Below are 24207 nucleotides of genomic sequence, written 5' to 3'. Positions count from 1 at the left end.
TTCATCCCTAAAGATAGAAGCGCGCCCCATCACGTATTAATGAATATACTAATACACAGCATATATATGGATCGGCCCCTCTATTTACCACTTTGACAAACAAGGTATTTTTCTTTGATCACATCGACCGGAATACTTTTTTGCCACCTGCTCTACTTCAGTAAGAAGTTCCTCGTTTAGGGTAATTGGTCGCAACCCCATCTCCAGCAACTGATCATTAACAGCCAATAAGTCATTCTCTGCAGATTCTTTTCTTGGGTTATCCACATAGGCTATATCCACCCCCGTTTTGTCTGCTATCAACTTGGCCAAATCCCTGACGCGGTGTATCTCAGTCATCTGATTCAGTATTTTGACTCGATCCCGGTTTTCTGGAGGATGCTCAATAGCCAACTGAATACAGTGACAGGTATCCTGAATGTGAATAAACGCGCGCTTCTGTCCACCAGTCCCATGGACAGTTAGAGGATAATTAATCGCCGCCTGCATTAGGAAGCGATTTAGTACAGTGCCATAATCCCCATCATAATCAAATCGATTGATAAGATATTGATCTCGGCGAGTTTGAGAGGTTTGAGTTCCCCAAACAATACCCTGGTGTAAATCAGTAATACGCAACCCATCATTTTTATTGTAAAAAGCAAACAACAACTGATCCTGTGCTTTGGTCATATGATAGATAGACCCGGGATTAGATGGGTATAGTATCTCTCTACTCCTACACTCACCATCCTCTTCAACCTGTACCTTAAGATATCCTTCCGGAATCTTCATCCCGGCAGTACCGTATCCATAAACCCCCATAGTACCCAGGTGAACAAGATGTATATCCAATTTACTTTCTACAATTGCGGCAAGAACATCGTTAGTCGCACTCAAATTATTATTAACCGTCAAACGTCTATGACTTGAGGATTTCATTGAATAAGGCGCTGAACGCTGCTCTGCGAAATGCACAATCGCGTCGGGTTTCTCGGTAATCAACAGCTCTAGCAGCTTGCGATATTCTTTACCGATAGTAATTGCAACATGCCGAATATTTCGGCCCGACACATCCTGCCAGACCCTGAGTCTCTCCCCTAAAGGCCGAATCGGGGTCAGAGACTCTACTTCAAGCTCTATATCTGTTTTCCTTCTGGAAAAATCATCAACAATGATAACTTCATAGCCTGCATCAGAAAGATGAAGAGATGTTGGCCACCCACAGAATCCATCCCCGCCAAGAACCAGTACTTTTCTCACCCTGACCCCTTTGATTAGTGACAAAAAAATGACATTGGATCGAGTAAAAATCCCTCTGCAGCAAGTAGCTCGCTGACCTACCTCTCTAGAAGGGACTCCGATCCAAGAGCAAAATCCATTCGCTTATTGGTTAATTCAATCGCTAAGCGTCATCCGAGCTTATGTCCCAGAGAAAGCCAACGATCTCTACTAGAACTATCTCACTGTTTGCAGTACGAAATATATGGCGTCAAAGACAATTAACACGCCAATTGAAGGATTATGGCGCCAATTTAAGTTTTCTCCGCCTTTTAGAGGAGCAAGAGTAGGCCATTCGATAATCTGGAGGCGCCTTGCATCCTCCCCAATGTACCCTGGTTATGCCGCCCAGAAAGCAAAGGTATAAAGAAACATACAATCATTTTTGATTATGCTCTCTTTTAAACTGCGGGAATAACCTATGTGAAAAGCAAAATAGGAGATGGGGTTGCTAACTAGCAGTTAGTAAAACCGGTAATCAATGACAATACCAAAGATAAATAATGTTTCACTTGTTTTAATCCAAGCTGCAATAACCCTTATTTCATAGTTATTGCCGTCCACGTTTGAGTACATAGCCCACGCCAACTCCTAGCAAGATGCATTGAAAAATTGCCCTAGACCTTGCTTCAAAGCTCGAGGAAAACCAAAAACTTAACTAACCCTTTATCTTTTTGTCATTTGGACCAGCAGCCCCTACTAGCCTGACCACAAGTAGGGATACCTTCGCTCTTAGGTTTCCTGTCACCGAAAAACAACTTTTTGATTTCCGCAAAAAATGGGGAACTTCAAAGACTGAGGTGACAACTAAGACACGTAAGACAAATACAAAAGGCCTGCGCGAATGCGCAGAGGGTTATGGGCAAAAATAAATATTTGGGGTCGTACTTCGGGCATTAGCTCTAACGGAAAGTTAGCCCTCTCTTAAAGCTATCTTTCGGTAAATCTCCCTATTTTTTTGAGCCTAATCCCACTAGTGGTTTTCCACGAGTGGCTTGCAAGGATGCATTTTAGCGTTATTGAGATGCACTTTGTGAGAATGAATAGGTCCTTGCCTAGGTTCTATTTAGCAATTTTTCCTGTGACTGTCTGGACAGATACTAAATAGATTGCCGTTATTTCTTCCGGTGCATTTCCATAAAAAATACTGCTCCATCCGCACCCTATTTCGTACCGGGAGATATAGCTGATGATTTCAAAAAGACACTTATTGCCTATTTCCCTGGCAATATCAGCTCTAACATTTACTGCACCACCAGTCCTTGCGGATTTTGGTTCTAAACACGATAAACATCGGGTGCCCAAGAGCGCTAGAAAGGGCCCTCGACCGCCAAGGCAACAACCCTTTGATTTCAGTGCGATCTTTAACACCGTACAAATTCTGGAAGCCGGTGCTGTAGAAATACATCTCGGTGGCCATATTAACCAGGCCGAACTAGAAGCCATGGATCCTATCGAGGCCTATGTTCATGCTTTCGACGAAGGCGATGAGCTATTTGAGATAAATTACAACGCCCTCGACGGAGTGGGCGTTAATGTCGGCAACGGCAAGCGCTTCACCAGTTTCCCTCGCCCAGATCTCAGGGGCCCAATGGCCTGGGCCAATATTTTGCCTCACCGGGCAACAGGTCCCAACGGCGATTCCTGCATCAGTTGTCACAATGTCCCCGTTGCTGATGGCGGTGGTGGTGTGAACGACAATGTAATCCGAATGGACCCTGAGCGTAAACAGAAAGGCTTCATTGAGCGTAACTCCCCTCACCTGTTCGGCATGGGTGCAGTGCAGCTGGTGGCTGAAGAAATGACCACCGAATTACAAAGCCTAAGGGATCAAGCCGTCGCTGACAGCTGTGCTTCTGGTGAAAGTGCCACCGTGGAGATGGCAGCCAAAGGCGTCAGTTTTGGAGATATCACCGTCTCCTGTGAAAACGTCAACTATGACAATCTCGCCGGCATTGATACTGACCTCATTGTTCGTCCCTTTGAATGGAAAGGCTTAACGGGTTTCGTGCGGGCCTTTGTTCGCGGAGCCGCGCACCAGGAGCTTGGTATGCAGGCCACCGAACTGGTAGGCGATGCTGATAGTGACTTTGACTCCATCACTAATGAGCTGAGTGTCGGGGATATCACCGCATTGACGATCTACAATGCCGCACAACCGCGACCAGTCACCAAGCTTGAGCTGAACAGCGTGATTGACACCCTGAATGAGGAAGAAAAAGAAACCTACGGTTTACCTCTCAGTGAGGCGGACATTGCCAGCATTCAGAATGGTCAGGAAATTTTCTCTTCCATCAGCTGCGCCTCGTGTCACTCCCCCGAGATGGAGGTCGCCTCACCTGTATTTTATGAACCCTCGAAGCACGCCAGCTATCGCGATGAGACCTACCCCGCAGGCAATATTGCCGGACTACCCGCCACTTCACTGCAATTTAACCTGCTAACAGACATTCTCGATAACCCTCAGGAGCTGCCCTCCGGTCAGACGCTGGGACAATTCGAGGAATCTGAAAATGGTGGAGCGATTGTGCGGCTCTATGGCGACCTGAAACGACACGACATGGGCCGGGCCCTTGCTGAGGAATTCGATGAAGGTAATGTGGGAGCCTCCGTATTCCTCACCGAAAACCTATGGGGAGTAGGCTCCACAGCACCCTATCTGCATGATGGCCGCGCCACCACTATGACAGAAGCTGTTCTCTTTCACGGTGGAGAGGCACAATCCAGTAAGGAGCAATTTGAAGCCCTCAGTAATGCAGACAAAGCCGATCTGCTGAAATTCCTGGATAACCTGGTGCTCTACTTGGCTCCATAGCGGCCCCATAGCAAGCTTTTTACTACTTAGCACCAACTGCGAGGCGGCCAATGGCCCGCCTCGCTAACTATCCAGCCCCAAAGCCTTTACCTTTTCTTATAAATTATGGCGTTGATGCCACTCTGCCAGTGACTCATCTGGATACTCATCAAATTGTTTGTCCTCGGCTCTAATATCTGGCTCTACCCAGGCTTTGGCAAAAGCCAACATCACATGGGTACGCTCAGGCGGTATGGGCAGTTCAGTATCTATCGCAGAGGCAAATGGGTGGACCAGATCGGGCCAGCGGGGATCCCACAGCCAAAGCGCACTGCCACATCGAGAACAGAAATGGCGATGTGCTGGGCTGGTGGTACTGCTACCAGATTCGTCGCGCAATACCGCCTGATACACTGAAATAAACTCCTTCCCCTTAATCACCAGCGACTGATAGTCCCCACCCAGATTCACAGCATAGCCACCTCCCCCAGCTGCCTTGCGGCAAATCGAACAGTAGCAACGGGTAAATGGGTAGGGTTGTTCACATTTGAGGCTAAAACGCACCGATTGGCAGTGGCAGGAACCATTGAGTTTCACTGTTGAACCTCCCTGTTTTACTGGGCAACAACTTTATTCACTGTATCTAGGCTAGACTGGTAAGCGGTCCCACTACCAAGGGTTATGCCGCCATGACGTCAGAGAAATCCACCAGACACGACAAATGGCAGGCCCAGGAGTATGTGAAGGTCTCCTCCATGCAGTGGCGTCAGGCCATGGAAGCCATCCAGCGCTGCAGCTATCAAGGGGCCAGCGCTATCCTCGATGTGGGCTGTGGCGATGGCAGAATCACTCGCTATCTGGCCGAGCGCCTCAAGAATGGCAAAATTATCGGTGTGGACCTCACTGAAGATATGATTTGCCACGCCCGCAAAGCCCACGCCGACGTACCCAACCTCGCCTTCGAGCAGATGAGTGCCGATGAAATTCAGCTTGAAGAGCAGTTCGATATTATTTTTTCTTTCAGCTGCCTGCACTGGGTGGCAGACCAGAAAAAAGTCTGGGGTGGATTTTACAAATACTTAAAAGAAAATGGGAAAATTGTGGTTGGCTTCCAGGTTGACCACGAAAATTTCTGGGACACGGTGTACGAATTCCAAAATAGTACTCAGTGGCAACCTTACTTTGAGAATTTTCTCGATCCCTACAACCACTATACGCTGAACGAAATGCGCAATTATATTGAGGAGGCCGGATTTTACCTCCCTAGGATCGATGAAATTCATCATGTGGAAAACTTTGGAACCCAAGATACGCTCACTGCATTTTTCTTATCTTGGGTGCCTCAATTTCGACACCTGCAGAACCCGCAAAGACAAGAATTTGCCCAGCAAGTGATGGATACTTACTACCAAAAAATACATCCAGTAATGCGCAACCATGCTGGAGTACGGATCAAGCGGTTTATCATCGAAGCTAATAAATAAGTCAGTTTCCGCCTCGCAACTGACAAACCACCACACAAAGTTCATGCAAGTCAATTATCTACGAGTACGCTTCACTCTCTGAGCACTTAGTAAAGTCATAGGATGTAAAAGCAAGAGCCACTCTTTTATTTCTTGCAGAACAAACAACAGAGTAAAGAATTAAAAGCGGGCCATACCATCTAAATCAACCTTCAAACAAGAGGCAATTAGGTTCCTCTTACAAAAGTTGTAGCCAGTTAAAACGCTAACCAAGCCCTCTTTCCCCAGCAAGCGCAGAGTAATTTGCTCTAAAGGAAGCCCCTGTTGTTCGAGTTGTTGGGCTTCTGCAGATATATTTAACAAGTATTCATATTTCTGATGCAACTGCTGCCAGCCATCCTCCACAACCCCTCTATGTGGACAGAGAATCACTTTGAAGGGGTGGTCCAGTACATTTTTAATACTGTTTAACAGGATGGGAATATCTTCGTCGATACGCAGAAACTTTAAGTAATTGGCGATAAATAAATCCGCACTGAACAGCCAGCCGCGCTCTGGCAACAGGTAGCAAGTCATATCTTTGGCGTGACCAGGGCTAAACAAAGGTTGCACTTTCTCTGTGCCGATACGTATATCCTCTGGTAGTGGCGCCACTTCGGCTTTTCCGGCAGTTCCCCAAAAAAGTTTTTGCATGGGGGGGATACGAAAGCCCCTTTTTAATATCCCAATGGTTAAGTCCGGAGCAAAAGCCTGCACGCCGGTGAGCTTTTGGATAGCACCGGCGTTACCACTGTGATCCTCGTGGTGGTGAGTAAGCAATAGTTGTTTTAGCGGTATATTCTCAATAAACGGCTTAACATATTTCCATTGGTTGCTGGGGCCAGTATCTATTACCGTGCCATTAAGCCTATACACGACAAAGGTGGTGTTGATCCCCATATTCAGACGACCTACACGAATTGCTTCCAGGCCCTGATAGTTAAACGTTTCTCTTACTGACATGGGGCACTCTCTTACCGGTTTTGGGTATTTTCAGGCAAGTGCTACAAGTCGAGAAATTGCAATTTCCTCGAATGTTGGTGACATATCACTACTATCTACCACAGTATCCAAAGTAAGAAGTCGCTAGCGAAAGAAAAAACCCTTTACTTCTGAGAAAAAAGTCTTCACAAAGACTCCAGTGACACCACCTCAATCCCATTTTCCATATAGCGCCAACACAAATTAAAACCACACAGAGCCATACCATAAATGCGCTGTGGATCACTTTTCTGATAGGCAGGCCTGGGGTCCTGGGCCAGTACCTGTTCAATTAACCTGGGCAGATCTGTGCCCCAGTCATCTTTATAGGCTCTGGCCTGATGAAGGATCTTTTCAGGGATATTTACTGGGATTAATGCCGGGGCGGCATCGGCAAAGGCACTTTCAGCATGGTGCAGGGCATCCGCATAGGGTACGTAGGGCTTTATATCCAAAACTGGCGTGCCATCCACCAGATCGGCTCCGCCAACAATTAATTCGACTTTTGGCGAGGTTCGCACCTCCAATAATCGTACCACCGAAAGGCCGATATTATTGGGGCGAAAGGGGGAGCGTGTGGCGAGTACACCGAGCTTTTTATTGCCGCCCAGGCGTGGGGGGCGCACTTTGGCGGACCATTGTCCTGCGGCCTGGTGAAACTGAAAGACAAGCCAGATATGGCTGTTTTCCTCGAGCCCTGCTACCGCATCCGCTACATTCAGTGGCGGTAGCAGTTCAATACTGGCCCGACTGGCATCGGCGAGCAGTGGTTGCCGGGGAACGCCAAATTTTTCACCAAAGCAAGAGTGCACACGGGCTATGGGCTCAACAACCATGGAAATTCCATAAAACCAATTTTCAATGATGAGCCCGGCATTTTAAACCAGTTGAAGACGTTATTTATCCATACCTGCGATACACAGATATTTTATTTCCAGGTAATCCTCGATACCGTATTTGGAACCTTCCCGCCCCTGTCCTGATTCTTTCACACCGCCAAATGGAGCCATCTCATTGGAGATGATGCCTTCATTGACCCCTACCATGCCATATTCCAAAGCTTCTGATACCCGGAAGATCCGGCCGATATCACGGGAGTAAAAATAGGAGGCGAGACCGAACTCAGTATCGTTGGCCATACGAATCACCTCTTCTTCTGTGGAAAACTTGAACAGGGGTGCTACCGGACCAAAGATTTCCTCTTTGAACAGATTCATCTTCTCTGTGGCATCGCCCAATATTATGGGGGCATAAAACTGGTCTTCCATAGAGCCAGGGCCGCCAGACACCAGCGTTTTTGCACCTTTTTGCAGGGCGTCTTCCACCAACTCCTCTACCTTTTCTACCGCCTTGGTGGTTATCATGGGGCCGATATCTGTTCCCTGCTCAAAGCCGTTGCCCATCGTCAATTCATTCACTGCCTTGGCAAATTTTTCTGCAAAGGCCTCATAAACCCCTTCCTGAACAAAGATCCGATTGGCGCAGACACAGGTTTGCCCCGCATTGCGGTACTTGCAGACGATGGCGCCTTTCACTGCTTCATCTAAGTCCGCATCGTCAAAGACAATAAACGGCGCATTGCCACCCAGCTCCATAGAAGTTTTCTTCATGGTTTCTGCGCACTGGGCCTGTAGCTGCTTGCCCACGGCCGTGGAACCGGTGAAGGTAAACTTACGTACCAGGGGGTTTTTGGTCATCTCGGCACCAATATCCTTGGCCGATGACCCTGTGACAATACTGAAAATACCAGCAGGGATACCCGCTTCCTCCGCCAATACCGCGAGTGCCAGGGCAGATAGCGGTGTTTCTTGAGCCGGCTTGGCGATAAATGGGCAACCGGCAGCCAGAGCCGGTGCCATCTTGCGGGCAATCATGGCGTTGGGGAAATTCCACGGTGTAATCGAGCAGGTGACCCCTACGGGCTGCTTGATCACTACAATGCGGCGGTCGTTGGCAGGTGGGGCTATGACATCCCCATAAACGCGTTTGGCCTCTTCGGCAAACCACTCGATATAGTTGGCGCCATAGACAATTTCAGTGCGGGCCTCGGAAAGAGGTTTACCCTGTTCGGCGGTGAGAATTCTGGCCAGGTCCTCGGTGTTTTCAATCACCAGGTTGTACCAGCGCCGCAGTAACTTGGCCCGCTCCTTGACGGTAGTGGCGGCCCAATCAGACCAAGCGGCACTGGCCGCCTCAATAGCGCGGCGGGTTTCCGCAGCGCCAAGGTCGGCTACGCTGGCGACCACCTTACCGGTGGCCGGATCTTTGACATCGAAAGTGGCGCCGGAATCGGCATCGATCCACTGGCCATTGATATAAGACTGGGTGCGCAACAGCGCAGGATTTTTAAGCTCCAGCATCGCCATCTCCTTAGGTGTCTTCCCTGATCCCGGTCGGGCCGCGATCAACCGCTAAGGATATTAACCCGTAAAGTCCCCCCCGCAGTGCAACACTAGGGGGGAATTGACGACACTCTGGCTTGCTGGCGGATAAAGCTTTATTTTTTCTTTTTCACAAACTTCATCAGGCGGCGCTTCTTGGCCTTCTGGCGATCACTCAGTTTATTTTTCCGACCCGCATAAGGGTTGTCCCCAGTGCGGAATTCGATCTTCACCGGTGTTCCGTGCAATTCCAAAGCCTTGCGGAAAGTCTTTTCCAGGTAACGCACATAGTGCCCCGGTACCTGCTCGGTCTGGTTGCCGTGAATCACGATTACCGGCGGGTTTTGACCACCAGCGTGTGCGTAACGCAGTTTGATACGGTGTCCGTGTACTAGAGGTGGTTGGTGCTCACTTACCGCCCACTGCAGGATGCGCGTGAGGTGATTGGTGGAAAGCTTATCTGTGGCACTCTGATAGGCAGCCTCGATAGACTCGTACAAATGGCCAACACCAGTGCCATGCAGCGCGGAGATAAAATGCACATCGGCAAATTCAACAAAGCGCAGACGGCGCTCCAGCTCCGCTTTGACATAGTCGCGGTGCTCCGCCTCCAGGCCATCCCACTTGTTTAACGCAACTACCAGCGCGCGCCCCGCCTGGATCACACTGCCCATCAGGTGCATATCCTGATCTACCAGACCCTCGCGAGCATCGATCACCAGCACCACCACATTGGCGTCTTCCACCGCCTGCAGGGTTTTGACGATGGAGAACTTCTCCACCGATTCCTTAATGTTCTTGCGTCGGCGGATACCTGCGGTATCGATCAATGTGTAAGGCTTTTCATCGCGCTCGTAATTGATGTAGACACTGTCACGGGTAGTGCCGGGCTGGTCGTATACCACCACGCGGTCCTCGCCCAGCAGGCGGTTGACCAGGGTAGATTTACCCACGTTGGGGCGCCCGACGATGGCGATCTTGATTCCGGTGGCCTCTTCAGGCTCCTCTTCTGCCGCAGGCTCCGGCAGGTCTTCCATCACGCGCTGCATTAGGCTGCGCACACCGCGACCATGGGTGGCCGTGGTGGGGAACAGTTCACCGATGCCCAGCTCGTAGAAAGGCGCCAGGGCGATATCCGGGTTGACCCCATCGACCTTGTTGGCCACCAAAAAGGTGGGCTTTGAGCGGGTGCGCAGCTGGTCGGCGATCATTTCATCCGCCGGTGTCAGACCATCGCGGCTGTCCACCAGGAACAGCACGATATCCGCCTCTTCGATAGCCTGCATGGACTGTTGCGCCATAGCCGCATCGATACCCTCTTCCCCGCCGGTGATACCTCCGGTGTCGACAAGGAGCACCTTGCGTCCGTCGATTTCGGCCTCGCCGTACTTGCGGTCGCGAGTCAGACCGGCGTAGTTGGCCACCAAGGCGTCGCGGCTCTTGGTAAGACGATTAAACAGTGTGGATTTGCCCACGTTGGGGCGCCCGACCAGGGCGATAACTGGCAGCATAGAATTCTGGCTTTAGCCTAATAAATAAATACAAACGCCCGCACAAGGCGGGCGATTTCAATTCACCTGCGAAGCAGGCTCCTTTTGCGGGCTTTGTGCCCCATGGCGGACTGCCTGTCCGCCGCAGCAAACTTGCGCGATTAACCCCGAGCGAGGGTCAGAGCAACCAGCTTGCCGTCGTCAGACAGGACAAACAGCAGGTCGCCATCCACCAGCATAGGAATGCGGATCGCGTCATTATCGACCTCTTCTCGGCCGATAAACTGACCGGAATTGGGGTCGAGCACATGCAGGTAACCTTCCAGGTCACCGACAACCACAACATCCTGGAAGTACGCTGGGCCACTCAACTCGCGGCGCAGCAATTCGTTGTTACTCCAGGCAATCTGCCCGGCGCCCACATTGTAAGCGTACACACTACCCGAGGCACCGCTCAGGTAAACATTGCCTCCTCCCACAGCTACCGCGTGATGAGTGGAGGCATCGCGCGCCCAAAGGCCGCGGCCATTTTCTTTGGACAGGGCAACAACCCGGCCCTGATAGCTGGCGGCAAACACCAGATCACCGCGCACTACCGGCGAGCCATCGATGTCCACAACTCGCTCCAGTTCGGCGGAGCCCTGCGGTATGGCAACGCGCTGCTCCCAGCGGGGAATGCCATCGCGGGCATCCAGGGCGATCAATTTGCCGTTGTCGAGACCGGCGACCACCAGGCCGCCGCTGATCACCGGCGCCGCGGTGCCGCGTAAAGTCAGTACCGGCAAGGTGGTGTTGTGGCTCCACAGTTCTTCGCCGTTGCTGGCATTGAGACCCACCAGCTTGCCGTCCACGGTTTGCAGGACCACAACCCCGGAGCCAACCGCCGGCGCGGAGACCACTTCACCGGAAACCTGGTACTTCCAAAGCTGGGCGCCGTTGTTCAGATCCAGGGCTATTGCGCGACCGCGATAGTCCACTACTACGGCGAGGCCGAGGCCAACGCCGACGCCACCGCTCAATTCAATATCCAGGTCGGTTTCCCACTGGGGCCTGCCACTGCTGCGATCGAAGGCGGTCACCTCACCATCGCTACTGGCGGCGACCAGTTTGCCGTCTGCCAACCCAGGTTGCAGCATGGCGTAGCGCTTCTCGTCGATACTGCCCACATCTGCCGACCAGACTTCGCGCAGCTGGACGCTAGGGGCGAAATCCACCAGCTCCACCGGCTCGACATCTTCCTTGCTCTCGTTGGAGGCGCAGGCACCCAGGGCTACCGCCAGGGCAACTGCTGCCGTGCGCCCCACAGCGCGATTGAGAAATCCCATCACTCGTCTCCCTCAGGTGCTGGTTCGCTTGGTTTCTGTTCCTGTTCCTGTTCCTCGCCAGAGGCCACCGCCAGGCTTTCCACTTTTAGGCGCAGCAGCTGTGTGCTGCCGGCCTGTTCCGGCAGCAGCTCGGATAATGCCTGCTCATAGGCACTGCGGGCACCCGCATCATCGCCTTTCTGTCTGAGGATATCGCCGCGGGTCTCGGAATAGAGGGCAGCGAAGGCCGGGGGCACATTGCCCTCGATCAATTTCAGCGCTTCGTCCGGGTTGCCGCGGGCGGCAATCACGGTGGCGAGGCGGCGCTTGGCCAGTAACTCCAGGGCTTCCTCTTTGGTGTTGTCGAGGACCCATTGCAGTTGTGTCTGTGCAGCTTCCAGATCATTCTTGTCGGCGGCGATAGCGGCCAGGCGCAGAGAGGCCTGACTGGCATAGATACGGCCACCGTATTCGTTTTTCAGTTGCTCGGCGAGGGTTTTCGCAGTCGTCAGCTGCTTGTTGTCCGGCTGGTTGTTATTGGCGGAAACCGCTTCAATAAATCCTTGGTACAGGTCGGATGCCGCCTCGGCCTTAGCGCGCTGGTCACCCTGCCACCACTGGTAGCCGAAGTAGCCGACCAGAGCCAGGACCACGCCGGTTACAATGCCCCTGCCGTTTTCCGCCCACCAGCGCTTCAGCGTTTCTATTTGTTCTTGTTCGGTAAGATGCTCAGACATTGGGTAAATCGCCTTTCCTGTGGTTTTCTAACTATCCCGGCGGGGGCCTCCGCCACCCTGAGTATTTGAATCAGCTCTGCAGCAATGCCGCCAGCTCTGTGAGCGCGAGGGTCTGTTGCTGTTGGTCGGAGCGCAGATACTTCACTGTAATCTGACCGTTAGCAGCCTCATCCTCGCCGATAATCAGTGCGTAATCGGCACCGCTTTTATCCGCTTTCTTAATTTGGCTCTTAAAGCTACCGCCTCCGCAGTGTGCCTGCAGGCGCAGCCAAGGCAACTCGTCGCGCAATTGCTCGGCGGCGGCCAGGGCGGCTGATTGTACATCACCCACCGCTACCAGGTAGGCATCTACCTGTTGCGCCAGGCTCTCTGGCAATACTTCGAGGGTTTCCAACATCAGCACCAGGCGCTCGGCACCCAGGCCAAAGCCCACTGCGGGAGTGGGTTTTCCACCCATCTGCTCCACCAGGCCATCGTAGCGGCCACCGGCACAGACAGTGCCCTGGGCGCCGAGGCTGTCGGTCACCCACTCGAAAACGGTTTTTCCGTAGTAATCGAGACCGCGCACTAACTTAGAGTTGATCTCATATTTCACCCCCGCCGCATCCAGTATTTCGCGCAGTTGGGCGAAGTGGGCGGCGGATTCCTCATCGAGGAAATCCAGTAGACAGGGAGCGTCGGCGAGCAGTTCCTGGGTTTGCGCATTTTTACTATCGAGAATACGCAGGGGATTGCGCTCCAGGCGGCGCTGGCTGTCCTCGTCCAGCTGTTCGCGGCGCTCGCTGAGATAGGCCACCAGTGCCTCGCGGTAGGCCGCGCGGCTGTCGGAGTTGCCCAGGCTGTTCAACTGCAGGGTGACATGTTCACCGATACCCAGCTGTCGCCACAGGCGCGCGGTCATAATCAGGATTTCCGCATCGATATCCGGCCCTTCAATGCCGAATACTTCCACACCAAACTGGTGGAACTGACGCAGGCGGCCCTTTTGCGGGCGCTCGTAGCGGAACATCGGGCCGAAATACCACAGGCGCTGGGGCTGATTCAGCAGGTTGTTCTGGATCGCCGCGCGCACGGTGCCGGCAGTACCTTCCGGGCGCAGGGTAACACTGTCCCCGCTCTTGTCCTCAAAGGTGTACATTTCCTTTTCGACAATATCAGTAGCCTCGCCCACGGCGCGACTGAACAGCTGGGTTGCCTCCAGGATGGGCGTGCGGACTTCACTGTAGCCGTAGCGGGCAAAGAGTTCACTGAGAGTGGCTTCCACATACTGCCAAGCCGGTGACTGTTCCGGCAGCAGGTCGTTCATGCCGCGAATTGCGCGAAGTTGTTTCAACGCTGTTCCTTAAATTTCTAAATATCTTAAATCAACGATTCAGTTGCGGTGCAAGGGGCGTGCCCGTTACGCCTTGGCGATGATATCCGCCTCGCGCTCGGCCTTGGCTGCGGCCTTTTCACGAATCAGGCGTTCCAAATCATCCACCAGGTTCTCATTCTTGAATTTGCGGTCCGGCTGGCCATCTACATAGACCGCATGGCTCGGGGTGCCGCCGGTGAGGCCGATATCCGCCTCCTTCGCTTCGCCGGGGCCATTGACGATACAGCCGATCACCGCCACATCCAACGGTGTCGTGACGTCTTCCAGGCGCGTCTCCAGCTCGTTCATGGTTTTGACCACATCGAAATTCTGGCGGGAGCAGCTGGGACAGGCGATAAAGTTGATCCCTTTACTGCGCAGACGCAGGCTCTTGAGTAGGTCCCAACCCACCTTCACCTCTTCCACCGGGTCTGCAGCCAGGGAGACCCGCAGGGTATCGCCGATGCCGTCGAGCAGCAGGGCGCCGAGACCAATTGCGGATTTCACCGTGCCGGCACGCAGACCGCCGGCCTCGGTAATACCCAGGTGCAGAGGCTGCTCAATCTGCTGGGCCAGTTTGCGATAGGCCGCGGTAGCCATAAAGATATCCGAGGCCTTCACGCTCACCTTGAAATCCTGGAAATTCAGGCTATCGAGAATCTCAACGTGGCGCAGAGCCGACTCCACCAGTGCATCCGGGGTGGGCTCACCGTATTTTTTCTGCAGGTCTTTTTCCAGGGAACCCGCATTCACACCGATACGAATCGGAATATTCAGATCGCGGGCCTTATCCACCACCGCGCGGATGCGCTTCTCGCGGCCGATATTACCGGGGTTAATGCGCAGGCAATCCACGCCCAGATCGGCCACGCGCAGGGCAATGCGGTAGTCGAAGTGGATATCCGCCACCAGTGGGACATTCACCTGCTTTTTAATTTCCCCGAAAGCCTCGGCGGCCTCCATGCTGGGCACCGAGACCCGTACGATATCCGCACCGGCTTTTTCCAATCGCTGGATTTGGTCCACCGTGGCGGCCACGTCACAGGTTTCGGTATTGGTCATGCTCTGCACCGAGATCGGCGCATCGCCACCGACCGGTACATTACCCACCATGATCTGGCGCGACTTGCGGCGGACAATGGGAGATTCAAATTGCATAGGGCTGACCTGGCAGTATTGCTGCTAAAAAATCGAGGGGGAGATTATAGAGAGATTGGGCGCAAACCTACAGAGTTCGCGCCCAAACGGCGAAGATCCTTTAATCGCCCACAATCAGGCGGCGGGTGCGGCGGCTGCCGATAGGGTCACTTTCGATGGTTTGCTCGCGGTAAACCACCCTGGTTCCGCGGGCATTACCGAGCATCACTTCAAAGGGAGCGCGCCCATCCAGGCTCTTGGAAGTACCCGCTTCCTGCACGCCGGCAAGCAGCACTACGCCCTCGGCATCCTTCACTTCAACCCAGGAGTCCTCATCGAAACTGAGACGCAGGGCTCCCTGCAACTGCTGATCCAGCTGCACTACCGCCGCGGGAAGCTGCGCTGCCGCTTCTTCAATTTGCTCGCTGGGCTCGGGCTCGGAAAGCGCATTTGGCTCGAGGGCCTGAGCCTCCTCCGCCATTTCTTCCACGGCTTCCTCGGCGAGCTGTGGCTGTTGCTCCGGTACCGCGGCCACCTGCAGCTCAGTCGAACGCGGCTCCGAAAATTCACTTTCGCTGGAGGTAACGGATGGCTCGGTCGCTTCGGCAAGGGGTATATTTTGTTCTGCTGATTGTTCTGTTGGTGTCTGCAGGCCGGGAATATTTACCGGACCACCATAGAGCCACCAGAACACAGCGCCTGCCGCCGCCAGCGGCAGTAGCGCCAACAAACCGTGGCCACGTTTGCTCGCCGGGCGCAGGGAATCGGCTTTGATCTCGATCCGGCGTGACTCTCTGCGCGCTTGCGGCTTCGGGCGTGCAGCATCATAGGCCGCGAGTACCGTTGTGGAGTCAATACTCAGCTCGCGGCAGATATTGCGGATATAACCCCGCGCATAAACCGCTTCCGGCTGGCGCTCGTAGAGGTCTGCTTCCAGCCACTCGACAGTGTTATCGATAATACACAGGCGCCGAGAAAGCTCCTCGCGGGAGAGTCCTGCCGCCTCGCGCGCGGCGAGCAACAGCGCACCGGGAGAAACCTGTGTATTGCTTTCAGTTTGGCCGCTGTCACGGTGCACGGAATTACTATCCGTCATTACCACTCAACTCCTGATATTTCAGTGTTTCCGCAGAGTACGGGTACAAATTTTTCAGCGCAAGAGCATAACTCAGCTCCTTGTCGCGATTGCCAAACACCTTCTCAATACGAATCCCCAACCATAAAGATTGCGGTGTTTGACGGTAATTTTCGCTGTACTGGTCCAGGTACTGCTTAGCCTTGACGTAATCGCCGGCATCATATTTGAGTTCTGCCAACTCCAATAGGGCAACGGGCAGATTGCTGTTCAGGGCGAGGGCGCGTGTGTAGGCCCGTTCGGCCTCCTCCACCATCCCCAGGCGATTGGCGGTGCGGCCGTAGTTCACCAGGGCAAAGAAGCGGCGATTATAGGTCAGGTCATTGGAGGCATGATGGAACTGCTCCAAAGCGTCCTCGTAGCGCTCCTGTTGGTACAGGAAAACCCCATAATTGGTGCGCGCCATCGAGAAGTCATCGCTGTAGCGCAGGGCTTTTTTAAAGTGGGACTCTGCCACCGTTAATTCACCATCAGCCTGATACAGTAGGGCCAGGCCGTGGTGAGCCAGCGGGTCTTTGGGACCCAACTCCAAGGCCTTATTAAAGTGACGGCGAGCCTGCTCACGGTTATCTCCACTCTGCAGGTAGCGAATACCCAGCTGAACGTGAGTTTCCAGTGCCTTGTCCAGGTTCACCTCCTGGCGCTCTGGCAAGCCAGTGGTCACACATCCCCCCCAGTAACACAGTGAGAATCAGGCCAAGGAACGGCAGGCCAAAAGATTTTGCAGACACGACATCACCTGTACATTTATTTTTCATCTATCCATCAAGCGGGGTCGCAATGATTGATCACTATCGATCAACAAACTGGGGTGGAGTAGGTTACAAAACAGCTTCGTGAACCTTTTTGCAGCAAAACTGCCCCCATATTCACTCAGTTACCCCATCATCAGCCCGGTTTAACCCCGCTTTTCCCCCCTCATATAGTGCCGCAAAGTACTGCCAGTTTCAGCCGTATACACCTAATAAATTCCAATTGGCTCGACAGCGCCTCCTTTATGTAGCGAAAAAAAATCTAAACACACTGCTATAAGAAAACCCGGAGAGCGACCAGCTCTCCGGGGAATCAAAGGCTCTCCAAGGATGAAGGGGTTTATGCCGCCATTAGAGCTCGTTACCGGCGCCATCTTTAGCATCAAGCTGTTTGCCATCTGGGCCGCCGTCGCGGGGAGGGATCAGAGCCTGGACGGGGTTGGATGCCGCATTGGCGGCATCCGGGTCTGTCAGTGTCTCGAGAAAGCGTACTACCAGATCAATCTCGGCATCGCTGAGATTATTACCCGCATCCCCGCCAGTAGCCGCGAGAATCGCCTGAGAGAGCGCGGGGCCATTAGGGGCCACTTTATTGGCGCAATCTGCTAATTCCTGAAACTGTGCCAAATGGCACATTTCGCTATTGGTGTAGTACTGGTTAACCGATGCAGCGCGATCGCGATAGTGTTCAACATTTCTACGCAAAGTCGCAAATTGACCACTGTGCCCCCAGGGGCCAGTGAGCGCGACATTCAATAGTGTTGGTGGGCGGAAAGCACCAGCACCGTTCGCACCCAGATCCGCGCCGCTGCCATTTTCATCGGTGCCAATACCAATTTGTGGATAGTTCGCAGGTCGCGGTCCTTCCGTAGTAAAAAATGCACCCGCATGGCAATTGGTACAGCCGGAATTGCCCGACATAAAGGTAATGGCTCCGCGCTTCTCATCACTATCGAGCGCATTCACATCGCCATCCACATAATCAAAGAAGGGGTTATCGATAAAAAGCTGTACCGCTTCAAAGGCCGCTATGGCCTGTGCTATGCGACTGAAAGTAATCTGGTCATCACCAAAGGCCGCACTGAAGAGAGCGCCCCAGGATTCCCGCTCCAGATTGGCCGCTATGATGTCCTCGCGATAATTCGTATTGCCGCTGTCAGTAGTGTCATCGTAACCAAACTGGGTGACATCACCCATCTCCGCAGGATTGGTTACTGGAAAATGCGCCTGCGCCATCATCAACGTCAAGGTGCCAGTGCCCACCGCCGCTTCAGTATTGAGACTGACATCCCGTGAGTCGGTGCGTAATCCACGATCAGTGAGCGCCACCCGGTTATCCCAGAAGAGCCCGCTGCTCCACAATGCCACATTACAAATAGGCTGGGCGTTTCTGGGCACTATGGGTACCTCATTGATACCATCAGAGCGGCCAGGGCCAACCAATGCAGGGTCTAGCGGATTCACACCCACGGGCATGGAGAGATTATCACCGCCACAGCCGATAGCGGCGTGGTGGCAGGAGGCACAGGCCACGTCACCATTGGCACTGAGGGATTGACTGTAGAACAGGCGCATACCCAGCTCGACCATGGCAGGGTCTTGTTCACTTCGCACCCTGGCAGCAAAAGCACGTATATCCTCTAAATGCCCGGCCATGTTGTTCAATTCCAGCATGGCTGCCAGGCAGGTATCCAGATCTTCATCCAATAAACTCAATGCGCTGCGAACATTTTTGCATTCGTTAATGTTCACCAGGCGATCGAGGACCGGTGCCGCAACTGCCCCATTACTGAGGCCGCTATTAGTGTTATTGATTAGTGTTTTCGCAGTAACCTGTGCCGTCTCACTATCGCTGCCCAAATCGCCACTGGTTACCGAGTAGCTGTACGCGGTATTGACTGAAAGCCCCTGATCTACGTAATAGCTATTACTGGTCTCGGCAATTTTTTCCCCACCGCGATAGATGGTATAGGTCACCCCATCGCGCTGCCAGGAGAGGCCGATACTGGTTCCGGAAAAGGCATTGGCGATCAGCTCCTGCGGGGCAGTACCCTGCCCGCTTCCTGTGCCGGTGTCTGTACCCGTATCTGTATCGCCGTTATCGTCCGTATCATCACCCGCCTCTGTATCGCCACCAGAATCAGTATTGCCTTCTACGGTTTCCGAGCTGGTGCTGTCATCGCCACCAGAAGAACCGGAACTACAGCCTACCGCCAGCAAAAATAGCGGCAAGATCAGCAATCGTAGCAATGCCATTACCGGCACAATTGAATTTTTGCTTTGTGATTCCATAAAACCTGATCGACCCTGCCCATTAAAATCGTTAGAGAAACTCTGGACAGGCAATGGGTAAACTAGTGCCCTAGACGGCACCAAAAGCTAATACTCCCAGAGCTCTCCGATTCCTGACAATTTCGCCGGGCATAAAAATAACGAGCCTAAAGCCTTAACCCTGCGAATTCTGTTGAGAGAGTCGCAAAGCACTTACACTCGGCGAGTGAAATGAGATAGTGTGAATTACCTCAGGATATAAAAGAGGCAAAAGGCACAGTGACAAAGCCAACCACTTGGCAGCCCTACCTCAGCTGTGACCTAAGCAGAAATATTAAATGCACAAAACCTGCTGCTATCACAGAAGAGGGCACAAAGAAGTCAAAAATCAGCAACCCCTATTATGCCCATCATTTTATTTCTAATTATTTCTAGCCATTCACAGGGCTATGCTAGGGATCAAACTGGAGACTATAGATTATCCCCATTCCGGTTTTTAGCATCCAATTGTTTGCCGTCTGGGCCACCGTCTCTGGGAGGGATCAGGAACTGGATCTCATTCGAGCTGCTATTTGCGGCATTTGGGTCGGTAAGGGTATCCAGGAATGTTACAACAAGATCAATCTCATCATCGGTCAGGCGATTAACTCCACCGCCATCGTTTCCTGCAAGAATATCCTGGGACAGGGCCAGGCCATTAGGGGCCACTTTACTGGGGCAATCCTGTATTTCTTTAAACTGCTCAAGGTCACACATCTCATTATTGGCAAAGTAGCTGGCAATTGAGGCTCCCTGATCCCTGTAATGCTCAACATTCCTTCTCAAGCTAGCAAACTGCCCGTTATGTCCCCAGGGGCCCGTAATTGCCACATTTAACAAGGTGGGAGCGCGGAAGGCTCCAAAACCCAAGGAACCCTCTCCGCCCAAGTCCACTCCGCTTCCACTCTCGTCAGTACCTATTCCAATCTGCGGATAGTTGGCAGCCATCAGTGCCTCGGAAGTGAAGAAGGCCCCTTTATGACAAAAAGTACAGCCAGCATCTCTTGACATAAACGTGATAGCGCCACGTTTTTCTTCGGCACTGAGCGCTTGTATATTGCCCTCGACATAGGCAAAAAATGGATTGTCGATAAATATCTGTACTGCTTCATAAGCGGCAATGGCCTGGGCGATACGACTGAAACTAATCTCGCCATCACCAAATGCAGAAATAAATAGCGATTCCCAGGCTTCAGTATCCAGGTTAGCTGCCAAAATATCTTCGCGGTAAGCGGTAAAGTTCTCATCGACAGTATCATCGTAGCCAAAGTCGATAATGTCCCCCATTTCAGGCGGAGCTGTAACGGGGAAGTGTGCCTGTGCCATCAGTAATGCCAAAGATCCAGAACCCACGGCATCGGCGGTATTATTCGTAACATCTCTCGAGTCCGTGCGAAGAACTCCATTGGGACTCATTGAAACCCGGTTATCCCAGAACAGACCGCGAGACCATAAAGAAGCATTACAAATCGGCTGAGCGTTCCTGGGTACCAAAGGCACCTCGTTAACGCCATCAGAGCGTCCGGGACCCAGCAGAGCAACATCTATCGCATTAACCCCGACCGGCATCGACAGGTTGTCACCACCACAGCCTATTGCGGGATGATGACAGGATGAGCAAGAGGCATCTTGGTTAGCACTTAAGGATTTATTGTGAAACAGCCGCATACCCAGCTCCACCATGGCTGGTTCCTGCTCGCTGCGAACACGTGCGGCAAAAGCGCGTATATCCTCAACAAGGGAAGCCATACGATTGAGTTCGAGCATAGCTGCCAGGCAGTTATCCAAGTCCTCTTCGAGTAGATCAAGCGCACTGGAGGCATTTTTACACTCGGCAAAAGTGGATATGCGCTCATTTAAGACATCGTCTTCTGTGCCGTTATTTAGCCCCGCATTCGTATTGTTGACTAATGTTTTTACCGCAACCTGGGAAGCTCCTATTTCGCTGGCAGTATCAGCTGTATTTACCGAATAAACATATTCGGTATCCACCGAAAGATCGTGATCGACGAAAAAACTGTTGCTGGTTTGTGCAATTTTTTCGCCATTTCGATAGATAAAATAGGTTTCACCATCCCGCTCCCAAACAAGACCGATACTGGTTCCAGAATAGGCATGACCAATCAATTCATTGGGCGCACTACCCTCCTCTGGCTCGGGATCAGGCTCAGGTTCTGGCTCTGGCTCTGGCTCGGGATCAGACTCTGAATCAGTGCCAGAATCAGAGTCAGGGTCATTCTGTACGGCATCTGGAGCTGGATTGTCGCCACCTCCTGATGACCCTGAATCACATCCAGCCAACGATAAAAAGAGCATGAGGAAAAAGAGCCGCAAAAGCTCCCTGGAAAAAACTTTTGTATCCAGTATCTGAACTCGCATAAGTTAAAACAGTCCTTTCTTTCGATTTTTAAAGTTCTGGACTGTTAACGCTGTATCAGGGAGTTTGGTTGACACCAAAAAGAAAAAACTGTGCCTCACCAAGACGCAAGCAAGGTGCGATCACAAATACTTTCAGGGAAACTAAAAAGTTGAAAGTAAGTTCTTCTACCAACGCCACAAGTGATAAGTGCGCAAATGATAGAGGTTACCAAGACAGCCCGGACATGTAATAGCGATCAGCTAATCAAGACTTCCGGGCTGAATAGAATAATCTGTATAAAACGATCAGCCGACAATACGCACCGGGCGTTCAGCGTTGCGATAGCGCTCGGAGCGGCGGGTGCGGTCATTCACACTTCCAGCCAATTGGCCACAGGCCGCATCGATATCGTCGCCGCGGGTGGTACGCACGGTAACGGTATAACCCTTGTCGAGCAGAATCTGCTGGAAGCGGCGCAGAGCATTGTTGCTAACACGCTGGTAGTCGGACAGCTCGAATGGGTTAAAGGGAATCAGGTTGATCTTCACCGGAATATCCCGCAGCAATTCTGCCAGTTGTTCGGCGTGCTCGGGGCGGTCGTTGATCTCACGCATTAGCGTGTATTCGATCGTCATCTTGCGGTGCGTATCCGGCATACGCTCGATATAGCGCTTGGCGGAATCCAACAGGACGGCGATGGGATATTTTTTGTTGATCGGCACCAATTCGTTGCGCAACTCATCATTGGGCGCGTGCAGAGAAATTGCCAGACTCACATCGGTCACATCGGCGAGGCGGTCCAGTGCCGGTACCACACCCGAAGTCGACAGGGTCACACGTCGCTTGGAGATACCGTAGGCATTGTCTTCCATCATCAGGTTCATGGCATCGACCACATTGTCGAAGTTGAGCAACGGCTCACCCATGCCCATCATCACCACGTTGGTGACTTTGCGCGGACCTTTCGGCTCTAACTGGCCAAAAGATTTACAGGCAATCCACACCTGCCCGATGATTTCTGCCGCAGTCAGATCGCGGTTGAAACCCTGTTTGCCGGTGGCGCAGAAGCTGCAATCCAGGGAGCAGCCCACCTGGGAGGAGACACACAGAGTGCCACGATCCCCATCGGGGATATAAACAGTCTCGATAGCATTGCCACCTTCGACTTCAATCAACCATTTGCGCGTACCGTCGGCGGAATCCCATTGCCCCAATACTTTCGGCGCGCGAACTTCGGCCACTTCCGCCAGTTTCAGGCGCAGGGCCTTGCTGACATTAGTCATCTCAGTAAAGTCATCGACCCCATTCTGGTGAATCCACTTTAAAACCTGAACCGCGCGGAAGCGCTTCTCGCCCAATGATTCAAAAAAGGCGGCCAGCTTTTCGACAGAAAGGCCGAGCAGGTTGGTTTTCTCTGTGGTCATTCAGTTCACCTCGGGGGAAGAGTTGCACCGGTCCGGACGGGCCGGTGCGATTCAGGGCGCGAATTAAGCGCGCGGGCAGATTTCGTCGTCAGCGAAGAAGTAGCTTACTTCGCGGGCGGCGGACTCTGCAGAGTCGGAACCGTGTACGGCGTTGGCGTCGATGCTTTCAGCAAAGTCGGCGCGGATGGTGCCGGCAGCAGCTTCTTTCGGGTTGGTCGCGCCCATCAGTTCACGGTTAGCCAGGATAGCGTTTTCGCCTTCCAGAACCTGTACAACAACCGGACCGGAAGTCATGAAGTCAACCAGGTCTTTGAAGAAAGGACGCTCTTTGTGCTCAGCGTAGAAACCTTCGGCTTTCTCGCGGGACAGGTGCGCCATCTTCATAGCAACGATGCTCAGGCCAGCTTTCTCGAAACGGCTCTCGATTTCACCGATTACATTCTTGGCTACTGCGTCCGGCTTGATGATAGAAAGGGTACGCTCCAGGGCCATGGTTATCTCCAAATTGATTTTTCGTAACTGAACTTACATACAGAAAGAGCAACCTGCTCAGTTGCTCTTCCGTGATATTCCTTTCATACCCACCGGGGGTACTCAATTTTTAATCACCGCTTTTCGCGGCCGGCGGATTATACGGGGTATTGATCGACTTTTGTACTCCAATACCAATACCCCCTTAAAACCGGTCTAGCTAGTCGCGCTCCTCAATCCAGGCGGCCTGAATAGCCTCCAGAATCTTCTCGCCACAACGGCTGGGGTCATCATCAAATTCCGGCAACGCCATTACCCAATTGCGCAGATCGACAAAATTGACCGTGAGCGGGTCTACATCTTCATGCCTGTCACAAAGCTCGATAGCGATATCGTGAATATCAGTCCACTTCATTGATTCAGCTTCCTCAATACCGCCGTGCTCAGTGCTTTTCCGACACTTGGTTGATGGTGTACTTGGGAATTTCTACAACCAGGTCTTCATCCTCAACGATCGCCTGACATGACAGGCGCGACTCTGGCTCCAGGCCCCAGGCCTTGTCCAGCAGATCCTCTTCCAGTTCGTCGGGCTCTTCCAGGGAGTAGAAGCCTTCGCGCACAATGACGTGGCATGTAGTGCAGGCACAGGCTTTTTCACAAGCGTGCTCTATCTCGATGTCATTGGCCAGGGCCGCATCGATCACACTGACGCCGCTCTCCGCTTCCACCACTTTACCCTCGGGGCACATTTCCGGGTGGGGTAAAAATACTATCTTCGGCATGGGTACTGACTCTCTATGGTCTCAATCCGACGGG

Annotated in this window: 20 protein-coding genes; 2 read left to right on the top strand and 18 right to left on the bottom strand. The window is 52.7% G+C overall.

What is annotated here, in order from left to right; genetic code table 11:
* Positions 1 to 84: 84 nt before the first annotated feature.
* Complete coding sequence (locus tag ACJJID_RS02025; protein ID WP_444921266.1) at positions 85 to 1242, bottom strand: NAD-dependent epimerase/dehydratase family protein; 1158 nt, start codon at positions 1240 to 1242, stop codon at positions 85 to 87.
* 1207 nt (positions 1243 to 2449) lie between these two features.
* Here ACJJID_RS02025 and ACJJID_RS02020 point away from each other — a divergent pair.
* A complete protein-coding gene (locus ACJJID_RS02020; RefSeq protein WP_444921265.1) occupies positions 2450 to 4075 on the top strand; it encodes a di-heme oxidoredictase family protein in 1626 nt (541 codons plus the stop codon).
* 96 nt (positions 4076 to 4171) lie between these two features.
* On the opposite strand, the gene ACJJID_RS02015 is transcribed toward ACJJID_RS02020, so the two are convergent.
* Positions 4172 to 4651, bottom strand: a complete 480-nt coding sequence (locus tag ACJJID_RS02015) for a GFA family protein (protein WP_444921264.1) — start codon at positions 4649 to 4651, stop codon at positions 4172 to 4174.
* Positions 4652 to 4743: 92 nt separating this feature from the next.
* Here ACJJID_RS02015 and ACJJID_RS02010 point away from each other — a divergent pair, with 92 nt between their 5' ends.
* Positions 4744 to 5538 (top strand): class I SAM-dependent methyltransferase, encoded by a 795-nt coding sequence (locus ACJJID_RS02010; protein ID WP_444921263.1) that lies wholly within the window; start codon positions 4744 to 4746, stop codon positions 5536 to 5538.
* 159 nt (positions 5539 to 5697) lie between these two features.
* On the opposite strand, the gene ACJJID_RS02005 is transcribed toward ACJJID_RS02010, so the two are convergent.
* From ACJJID_RS02005 to fdx, 16 genes are all read right to left on the bottom strand, one after another.
* Entirely contained in the window at positions 5698 to 6519 is an 822-nt protein-coding gene (locus ACJJID_RS02005) for an MBL fold metallo-hydrolase (protein WP_444921262.1), read from the bottom strand.
* A 164-nt stretch (positions 6520 to 6683) separates the two neighbouring features.
* A complete protein-coding gene (tsaA, locus tag ACJJID_RS02000) occupies positions 6684 to 7373 on the bottom strand; it encodes a tRNA (N6-threonylcarbamoyladenosine(37)-N6)-methyltransferase TrmO (protein ID WP_444921261.1) in 690 nt (229 codons plus the stop codon).
* Positions 7374 to 7433: 60 nt separating this feature from the next.
* On the bottom strand, positions 7434 to 8897 hold the full coding sequence (locus ACJJID_RS01995) for an NAD-dependent succinate-semialdehyde dehydrogenase (protein WP_444921260.1): 1464 nt from the start codon (positions 8895 to 8897) through the stop codon (positions 7434 to 7436).
* A 137-nt stretch (positions 8898 to 9034) separates the two neighbouring features.
* Entirely contained in the window at positions 9035 to 10429 is a 1395-nt protein-coding gene (gene der / locus ACJJID_RS01990) for a ribosome biogenesis GTPase Der (protein ID WP_444921259.1), read from the bottom strand.
* Positions 10430 to 10569: 140 nt separating this feature from the next.
* Positions 10570 to 11733, bottom strand: a complete 1164-nt coding sequence (bamB, locus tag ACJJID_RS01985) for an outer membrane protein assembly factor BamB (RefSeq protein WP_152451941.1) — start codon at positions 11731 to 11733, stop codon at positions 10570 to 10572.
* Entirely contained in the window at positions 11733 to 12449 is a 717-nt protein-coding gene (locus tag ACJJID_RS01980) for a YfgM family protein (RefSeq protein ID WP_444921258.1), read from the bottom strand. Before ACJJID_RS01980 ends, bamB begins: the two co-directional genes overlap by 1 nt.
* Positions 12450 to 12519: 70 nt before the next feature.
* Entirely contained in the window at positions 12520 to 13782 is a 1263-nt protein-coding gene (gene hisS, locus ACJJID_RS01975; protein ID WP_444921257.1) for a histidine--tRNA ligase, read from the bottom strand.
* Between the two features lie 66 nt (positions 13783 to 13848).
* A complete protein-coding gene (gene ispG, locus ACJJID_RS01970; protein ID WP_152451935.1) occupies positions 13849 to 14961 on the bottom strand; it encodes a flavodoxin-dependent (E)-4-hydroxy-3-methylbut-2-enyl-diphosphate synthase in 1113 nt (370 codons plus the stop codon).
* 100 nt (positions 14962 to 15061) lie between these two features.
* Positions 15062 to 16036 carry a RodZ domain-containing protein gene (locus ACJJID_RS01965; protein WP_444921256.1) on the bottom strand — a complete coding sequence of 325 codons (975 nt, stop codon included), beginning with the start codon at positions 16034 to 16036 and terminating at the stop codon, positions 15062 to 15064.
* On the bottom strand, positions 16026 to 16739 hold the full coding sequence (gene pilW / locus ACJJID_RS01960) for a type IV pilus biogenesis/stability protein PilW (RefSeq protein WP_444921255.1): 714 nt from the start codon (positions 16737 to 16739) through the stop codon (positions 16026 to 16028). Before pilW ends, ACJJID_RS01965 begins: the two co-directional genes overlap by 11 nt.
* A 439-nt stretch (positions 16740 to 17178) precedes the next feature.
* Positions 17179 to 19119 (bottom strand): cytochrome c peroxidase, encoded by a 1941-nt coding sequence (locus ACJJID_RS01955; RefSeq protein WP_444921254.1) that lies wholly within the window; start codon positions 19117 to 19119, stop codon positions 17179 to 17181.
* A 450-nt stretch (positions 19120 to 19569) separates the two neighbouring features.
* Positions 19570 to 21516, bottom strand: a complete 1947-nt coding sequence (locus ACJJID_RS01950; protein WP_444921253.1) for a cytochrome c peroxidase — start codon at positions 21514 to 21516, stop codon at positions 19570 to 19572.
* Positions 21517 to 21801: 285 nt separating this feature from the next.
* Positions 21802 to 22920 carry a 23S rRNA (adenine(2503)-C(2))-methyltransferase RlmN gene (gene rlmN, locus ACJJID_RS01945; RefSeq protein WP_444921252.1) on the bottom strand — a complete coding sequence of 373 codons (1119 nt, stop codon included), beginning with the start codon at positions 22918 to 22920 and terminating at the stop codon, positions 21802 to 21804.
* A gap of 63 nt (positions 22921 to 22983) precedes the next feature.
* Entirely contained in the window at positions 22984 to 23412 is a 429-nt protein-coding gene (gene ndk / locus ACJJID_RS01940; RefSeq protein ID WP_152451925.1) for a nucleoside-diphosphate kinase, read from the bottom strand.
* Between the two features lie 199 nt (positions 23413 to 23611).
* Positions 23612 to 23806: a Fe-S cluster assembly protein IscX gene (gene iscX / locus ACJJID_RS01935; protein WP_444921251.1), complete on the bottom strand. Its 195-nt coding sequence runs from the start codon at positions 23804 to 23806 to the stop codon at positions 23612 to 23614.
* Between the two features lie 28 nt (positions 23807 to 23834).
* Positions 23835 to 24173 (bottom strand): ISC system 2Fe-2S type ferredoxin, encoded by a 339-nt coding sequence (gene fdx / locus ACJJID_RS01930; RefSeq protein WP_152451921.1) that lies wholly within the window; start codon positions 24171 to 24173, stop codon positions 23835 to 23837.
* Positions 24174 to 24207 lie beyond the last annotated feature (34 nt).

The sequence above is a fragment of the Microbulbifer sp. CnH-101-G genome, assembly GCF_052466775.1.
The sequence above is the reverse complement of the archived record's forward strand: the minus strand, read 5'-3'. Positions and strand labels throughout refer to the sequence as shown.